10 protein-coding genes are annotated in these 7,256 nt (G+C 27.8%); all 10 read left to right on the top strand.

Annotated features, from left to right (window positions below; genetic code table 11):
* Positions 1–210: 210 nt before the first annotated feature.
* The 10 genes from acpP (at position 211) to ABWP20_RS01185 (ending at position 7,086) form a co-directional block, all read left to right on the top strand.
* Positions 211–444, top strand: coding sequence for an acyl carrier protein (gene acpP, locus ABWP20_RS01230; RefSeq protein ID WP_353092921.1), 234 nt, complete (start codon positions 211–213; stop codon positions 442–444).
* Positions 445–470: 26 nt separating this feature from the next.
* Positions 471–1,709 carry a beta-ketoacyl-ACP synthase II gene (gene fabF / locus ABWP20_RS01225; RefSeq protein ID WP_353092919.1) on the top strand — a complete coding sequence of 413 codons (1,239 nt, stop codon included), beginning with the start codon at positions 471–473 and terminating at the stop codon, positions 1,707–1,709.
* 382 nt (positions 1,710–2,091) lie between these two features.
* Positions 2,092–2,388: a response regulator gene (locus tag ABWP20_RS01220; RefSeq protein WP_353092917.1), complete on the top strand. Its 297-nt coding sequence runs from the start codon at positions 2,092–2,094 to the stop codon at positions 2,386–2,388.
* The gene (locus tag ABWP20_RS01215; protein ID WP_353092915.1) at positions 2,375–2,809 is read left to right on the top strand and encodes a LytR/AlgR family response regulator transcription factor; all 435 of its coding nucleotides are present in this window, start codon (positions 2,375–2,377) and stop codon (positions 2,807–2,809) included. Before ABWP20_RS01220 ends, ABWP20_RS01215 begins: the two co-directional genes overlap by 14 nt.
* Positions 2,806–3,279, top strand: coding sequence for a hypothetical protein (locus ABWP20_RS01210; protein WP_353092913.1), 474 nt, complete (start codon positions 2,806–2,808; stop codon positions 3,277–3,279). Before ABWP20_RS01215 ends, ABWP20_RS01210 begins: the two co-directional genes overlap by 4 nt.
* A 42-nt stretch (positions 3,280–3,321) precedes the next feature.
* Positions 3,322–4,089, top strand: a complete 768-nt coding sequence (locus ABWP20_RS01205) for a sensor histidine kinase (protein WP_353092911.1) — start codon at positions 3,322–3,324, stop codon at positions 4,087–4,089.
* A 173-nt stretch (positions 4,090–4,262) separates the two neighbouring features.
* Positions 4,263–4,406, top strand: a complete 144-nt coding sequence (locus tag ABWP20_RS01200; RefSeq protein WP_308878120.1) for a cyclic lactone autoinducer peptide — start codon at positions 4,263–4,265, stop codon at positions 4,404–4,406.
* 11 nt (positions 4,407–4,417) lie between these two features.
* Positions 4,418–4,975 carry an accessory gene regulator ArgB-like protein gene (locus ABWP20_RS01195; protein WP_353092909.1) on the top strand — a complete coding sequence of 186 codons (558 nt, stop codon included), beginning with the start codon at positions 4,418–4,420 and terminating at the stop codon, positions 4,973–4,975.
* Between the two features lie 646 nt (positions 4,976–5,621).
* Positions 5,622–6,128, top strand: a complete 507-nt coding sequence (locus ABWP20_RS01190) for a hypothetical protein (protein WP_353092907.1) — start codon at positions 5,622–5,624, stop codon at positions 6,126–6,128.
* A gap of 118 nt (positions 6,129–6,246) precedes the next feature.
* A complete protein-coding gene (locus ABWP20_RS01185; protein WP_353092905.1) occupies positions 6,247–7,086 on the top strand; it encodes a hypothetical protein in 840 nt (279 codons plus the stop codon).
* Positions 7,087–7,256 lie beyond the last annotated feature (170 nt).

The following is a 7,256-nucleotide window of genomic DNA, read 5'->3' as shown; positions in this document are numbered from 1 at the left end:
TGAGAACCAAATTCATACGAGCGTAGCGAGTAAATGAATTTGAGTTTCGAAACTGTGGGAAATGACCTAACACAACGAACGTAGTGAGTTGATGTAGGTCAAACGCAATGAGAACCAAATTCATACGAGCGTAGCGAGTAAATGAATTTGAGTTTCGAAACTGAATAGTAATGTTGAACTATGAATTAAAATATAAGGAGGAATATGAAAATGATATTTGAAAAAGTTGTAAATATAATAGCAGAGCAATTAGGAGTGGATGATCCAGAAAGTATAACATTGGAAACCTCAATTATGAAAGATTTAGAGGCAGATTCTCTAGATGCAGTAGAGATTATGATGGCATTAGAAGATGAATTTGGAATTACTGTACCTGATGAAGATGCAGAAAAGTTTAAAAACATTGGAGATATAGTAAAATACGTAGAAGGAAAAATTGAGTAATACCTTAAATATTGGAGGTAAAAAAATTGAAAAGAGTCGTAATAACAGGATTAGGTGCTATAACACCTATAGGCATAGGAAAAGAAAATTTTTGGAACTCTCTAATACAAGGGAAATCAGGAGTTGAACTTATAACCAGATTTGATACCACAGATTTTGATGCAAAAATAGGTGCAGAGGTTAAAGACTTTAATCCATTTGATTATATAGATAAGAAGGAAGCAAGAAGGATGGATAGATTTACCCAATATGCAGTAGCAGGTGCAAAGCTGGCATTAGAAGATGGAAAAGTAGACTTAGAAGAACTAAACTTAGATAGAGTTGGTGTAATAATTGGAGTAGGTATTGGTGGTATGGAAACTATGGATACAGAGTTTACAAAACTAAAAGATAGAGGACCAAATAGAGTTAGTCCTTTGTTTATACCTATGATGATATCTAATATGGCACCTGGACAAGTATCCATGACATTTGGATTTAGAGGTCCGACAATGACAGTAACCACAGCCTGTGCATCAAGTACCAATGCAATAGGGGAAGCCTTTAGAATGATAAGAACAGGTAATGTGGATATGATAGTAGCAGGTGGAGCAGATGCATCTATAACACCTATTTCAGTAGCAGGTTTTTGTTCAATGAAAGCCCTTTCAACTAGAAATGATGACCCTGCAAAGGCATCACGTCCTTTTGATAAGGAGAGAGATGGATTTATAATGGGAGAAGGAGCAGGTATATTGATTTTAGAAGAGTTAAATCATGCATTAGCTAGAGGGACAAATATATATGGTGAAATTATAGGATATGGTTCTACTTCAGATGCATTTCATATAACCCAGCCAGATCCAGAGGCGAAGGGAGCATCAAGAGCTATGGAAATGGCATTAGAAGAAGGAGAAGTTGATTACCATGATGTAGAATATATAAATGCCCATGGTACATCCACATATTTTAATGATAAACTAGAAACCCTAGCAATAAAAAATGTATTCAAAGAACATGCAAAAACTTTAAATATTAGTTCAACCAAATCAATGACAGGTCATTTATTAGGAGCTGCTGGTGGAATAGAGGCTATAGCATCAATAATGGCAATAAAGGAAGGGATAATCCCACCAACAATAAACTACGAATATCCAGATGAAGAATGTGATTTAAATTATACGCCAAATAAAGCAGTAAAAAGAGACATAAACTATGCTCTATCAAATTCATTAGGGTTTGGTGGACATAATGCAACGGTATTATTTAAAAAATTTATATATTAAACTAAAAGGACTTTGAGAAATCAAAGTCCTTTTATCTTTGGGATAACCTTAGCAAGTTCTAAGACAAAAAAATATTTATATGATAATATAGAGATAGAAAAACAACATAGGGTATGGAATATGCATATATTTAGAGCACTACTTAAATTATTATTAATTATAGGCTAAGTTGTAATGGCAATTATAGCTTTAGTATTTATAACATACAATCATTATTTTTGTTAAATTAGCAATAAAAATAAATAATATAGAAAATTCTCTTAGTGAAATAAAGGAAAATCTAGATAAAAGTTTATAGGAGTAAAACTTAATAGGAAATATAATTAGAGTAAAATAGAGATTAAAGTAATCTAATATATAATTTTATAGAAGGTGATACTCGGTGCTAAGAATAGCCATATGCGATGATGAAAGTTCAATATGTAATCAATTAGAAGAAATTTTAGATATGCTTGAGAAGGGGTTTTCAAAGAAACTACAAATAGATATTTTTTATTCTGGGGAAGAATTATGTTCATATTTATCTAAAGACAATTATTATGATATTATTTTTCTTGATATTGAACTAAAGGAAATGAATGGCGTGGAGGTAGGACAAGTAATTAGAGATAAGATGTTAAACGAAACTACTCAAATTATATATTTCGGGGAAAGAGACTTATGCAATGGAGCTTTTTAAGGTAAGACCTTTAGATTTTATTATAAAACCTTTTAATTATGATAAAATACAAAAAGCTCTTGATACTGCTTTGAGGATTATACAAAAAGATGAAAAGGTTTTTCGGTATAAAATTGGGCATACAACATACAATTTGCTAATAAAAGACATTATGTATTTTGAAAGTAGAAATAGGAAAGTTATAATACATACTGTAAATGGATCAGAAGTATTTTATGGAAGATTAAAAGATATATATGAATATTTAAATAAATTTAAATTTATCCAGATTCACAAATCCTATTTAGTAAACTATAATTATATTGTTAAACTTGAATATCATCAGGTTACTATGTCAAATAATGTAGTTCTACCCATTAGTCAAGCAAATAGAAAGAAAATAAGAGAACTACAATTAGAATTGGAAAGGGGTAGAATATGAATTTAAATATTTATGATTATGTTTATTTAATAACCAGTATTTTTAGAACTTATACTACATACAAATTTATGGATGTATTTTTTGATACCAGCGATACAAATAAAAAAACAGAATTTTTTTCTTATATACTTTATTTCGTTGTCATTAGTTTTATATATTTAGCTATTAATATTCCCATAGTCACATTGATAAGTAATATATGCTTATATTTTGCTTTAACATTTAATTATAAATCATCTATAAAAAATAGAATTATATCCATTATGACTATATATATGATTTTAATGCCTATAGAGAGTATAATCGTTTTATTATCGGGATTTGTTTATACTAATGGTCTTAGCAGTAATCCACTATATTCTTCAATTATCGGAATGATTGCTATAAATATAATTTCATACATGATTGCATTAATAATGAGAGGATATAGAAATATAAAGAAAGGAATAGATATTCCAAATATCTATTGATTATCTATATTTTTAATACCATTAGGGAGCTTATGTATCATCTTGACTCTTTTACAAAATTTCAACTTAAATATATATAAAACTGTAGGTTGCATCATTATATTATTTTTAATAAATATAATTGTTTTCTACTTATATGATACTTTAAGTAAGGCATTTAAAGATAAAATGGAGAAATTAGCATTAGAAGAACAAAATAAATATTATCAAAGACAACTCGAAATTATAAATAGTTCTTATGAAAATATAAAATCTTTACGTCATGATATGAAGAATTATTTACTTGCTTTAAAAGGATATATAGAAAATGGAGGAAGAGAAAAATCCATTGATTATATTCTGCAAATAAATGATAGCCTCTATGAAAAGGAACAATTATCCAGAACAGGTAATATAGAGATAGATAGCATTTTAAATTATAAATTACAGGAAGCAGAATCAAAGGGAATTTCAGTAACACTAGAACTAAAAATCCCATCTAAATTAAATATTTTGCCATTAGATATAGTAGTGATTTTAGGGAATTTGTTAGACAATGCAATAGAAGCTAGTTCCAAAGTTGAAAGTAATAAAATTATTGATATTAGAATTAAGTATAAAAATGACATACTATTTATTTATATTAATAATTCTTTTGATGGTTCTATTATCCATGATGGAGATAAAATAAAAACAACTAAAAAGGACAAAGAAAATCATGGTATAGGATTAAATAATATAGAAAAGATTTTAAAGAAATATGATGGTAATATGAAAGTATATCATACTGAAAAAAGATTTCATGTTGATATATTAATGTATGGAGTCTAATAGATTAGACAATTAGGGTTTTGAGAAATCAAAGTCCTTTAATATTTTAGTAATAAATATACAAAAATTGTAAGTTTCAACAAAAATATATATAAGTTTCAACAAATTCCCAAAGATCTATTATTTCTTATTGTACAATGAATATACAAAAAATAACAAAGGAGATGATTCGGTTGAAGAAAGTTATTTTAAGGTTTAGTGGAGTTCTTGCAAGTTTAGCATTGATGGTAACATCCATGAATGTAAATACAACATGTATGTATCTTGCTTATCAGCCTGAATTACCAAAAGGTGCAGAAAAACTTCGTAAAAATTAATGGCTAATAATATGATTGAGAAGATAACAAACTACTTTATTGTTAATGAGCTAATAAAAGATGAGGATAGACAGATTTATGCCTATGGATTACATCAAGGACTTCTAATATTACTAAACATCACAACAACAATCCTAATAGGATTTATGTTTAGAGCAGTATGGGAAAGCATTTTATTTATGATAGTATATACTCCACTTAGAACCTATGGAGGAGGATACCATGCTAAAAGTGAAGTTAGATGTTATTTGTTTTCTATAGTTCTAATTCTAGTAGTATTATTAGGGATAAAAATTATTCCAGAGACAGATGTGGTAATCTTAGGCTTAACAGAAGTAGGTGGAATTATAATCTGGTTTTTAGCACCTGTAGAAGATCGCAATAAGCCTTTAGATAAAGAGGAAAGGGCTATATATAAAAAAAGGACAAGTATCATTCTTATTATAGAGATAATAATTACTATAGCCTTATTAGTATTGAATTTTAAAGAAATAGCATTAATTATAGCTGTATCAATTTTTATAGTAAGTTTGATGTTGATTCTAGGGAAAATCATTAACAAAGATTAAATATATTATTTAATTATAAGCAAAGCCATATATAAATAGGAGGTGATACTAATGAGTATGCTAACTCACAAATGACATTAATTGGTGAAGTTCATTCATAGAAAGTGTCAATTCCCATAGCACATTATTGTATGAAATAATTACGGTATCTAAGGGATACACTTACAGGGTTTAGGCAGAGGTAAAAGCATATAGTGGAGCTAGTGTTGAAATTAGGAATTTAGTAATTGGTGAGATGAAATATTAGTAATTTATCATGTTGGCGTTTTCCTATCAAGAGTATTTCTTTCTAGACATATTATCAATAAAACCGTACAAAGCATAAGACTTAATACTAATACTAGAAATCTCTATTCTTCTACTACAAGTAATTAATTTACTAAAGAATATAGGGGTGTTTTTATTCAGTATAAAGATGAGAAAAAACACATTTTTAGGCTTAGAGTCAATATGAAAATTTTATTTGTCAAATAGAATTATTAAGATTTCTAGATTAAGCTAACACATTAAAAGTTATAAAGATTTTGAAAGAGCTGCATTACACTTTTTATCATATTAAAAGGGGACCTAATATAAGGATTTTAACCACAAATAAGTTGAAAAATACGAGAATATAAGTATATAATTAAATTATAGAGGTTTTATAATGAGAAAAAGAATATGTACACTATTAATTATTGCAATATTAGTTACATCTGGTGCAGTATTTGCAGAAACGCAGCGAATAAATCCTAAGAATATGAGTTTAAATGAATACGCAGACTGGATAGAAGAAAATGTTGAACCTAGGGAGTATGAAGGTATAAAAAAAGAAAAAGAAAGTAGATCAACAAGAGAATGGTTATATACAGGAGAGGAGCATAGTACTCTATATAATGGATTATACGATTATATAGGGTGGATGACTACAGAGGCTAAATGGTTAGTAAATGAAAGACTTGAAGTTCTTGACTATGGAACAGTAACTTTCAAGCATGGTAAAGCAAGAAAATCAATTACAGCACATCCACATTCTGATTCAGCTTGGATGGCTGATGACAATGTAAGACTAATTTATCAGGTGGACTTCGTAGAATGGTCAGGGGATCATTATATAACACATATGTATAACTTACATGGAAATGGAAAAGTTTCCCTTCGTGTTATTGATTAAGGTTATTGAGTACTTATTGACTTTGATTATTCTATATACAATATTAATATAGGTGTTATGAGTAAGAGGTAATTAATTGCCTCTTACTCATATTCCTAAAAGGAGGTTAAGCTTAACTATGAAAAAAATAAATTATTATATCATGGGAATAATTTTACTTGTATTAGTAACGTCATGTGGTCCTAGTAATATATCTAAGGAAGATATCAATAGAGTAAGAAACATTGGTTATAATGATGTAGAAACAAGTCTTTCAAGTATAATTAATGATTTTTTACATGAGTATGATTATTATACTGTTTCTAATCTAGAATTTGTAGAGGATAAATTAGCCATAGATAATACTAACGAAGTAAAAAAGTTTAATAATATAAAAATACTACTGGATATAGAGGTGGATTTAGATAAGTTTTCTACTGATTTGAAAAAAGATATGACTATAATAGAAAAAGATAAGGCTTTTAATGAACTGACGAAAAATACCAATGAGAATTTATTAGATATATTACATAAGGAAAGTTCCATTGAATATTCAAAAGTTGGAAGATTGGAAATATCATATACAGATACGAAAAATAAATTAAAATATAGTTCAAATATAAACAATTCAAGGGATTCTCAAACAATGATAACTTTAAGAAATGAAGAATCTGAAGGAGAAAAATTAATATTAGAAGAGATATTTGATTATATAAGAGAGTACAAGGAAAACTATGAATTAAAAAGATTTGGTACTGATAGCAATATATTGATTATAGAATTCGATATATATACAGTTGATGATATACATAATCAAGAAATTGAAAAGATAAGTAATGGATTATTCGAGATGATTACGGAGAATGAAAATACCAATAAATATATAAATGATGAAGAAGTTAAGTCTATGAAGATTATATTTAATAAGGAAACAAATGATATGGGGCCAATTATTTTTGAAAAGGAGATTTCGAGATAATTTATAATGGAACCCAAGATTCAATGATTAAAGAATTAAGTACTTTCATAAATGAGTATAGAAATTACTCAGAAAAATATATTCCCCATTATACTGTTGATATTATTCTAGCCATAATTTCTGCACTTGTTTTTTTATATGCGTTTATAAGAGAAGAAACAAATTTTTTT

Origin of the sequence: Tissierella praeacuta (genome assembly GCF_040396155.1) — a bacterium.
Lineage (GTDB): Bacteria > Bacillota > Clostridia > Tissierellales > Tissierellaceae > Tissierella > Tissierella praeacuta_A.
The sequence above is the reverse complement of the archived record's forward strand: the minus strand, read 5'-3'. Positions and strand labels throughout refer to the sequence as shown.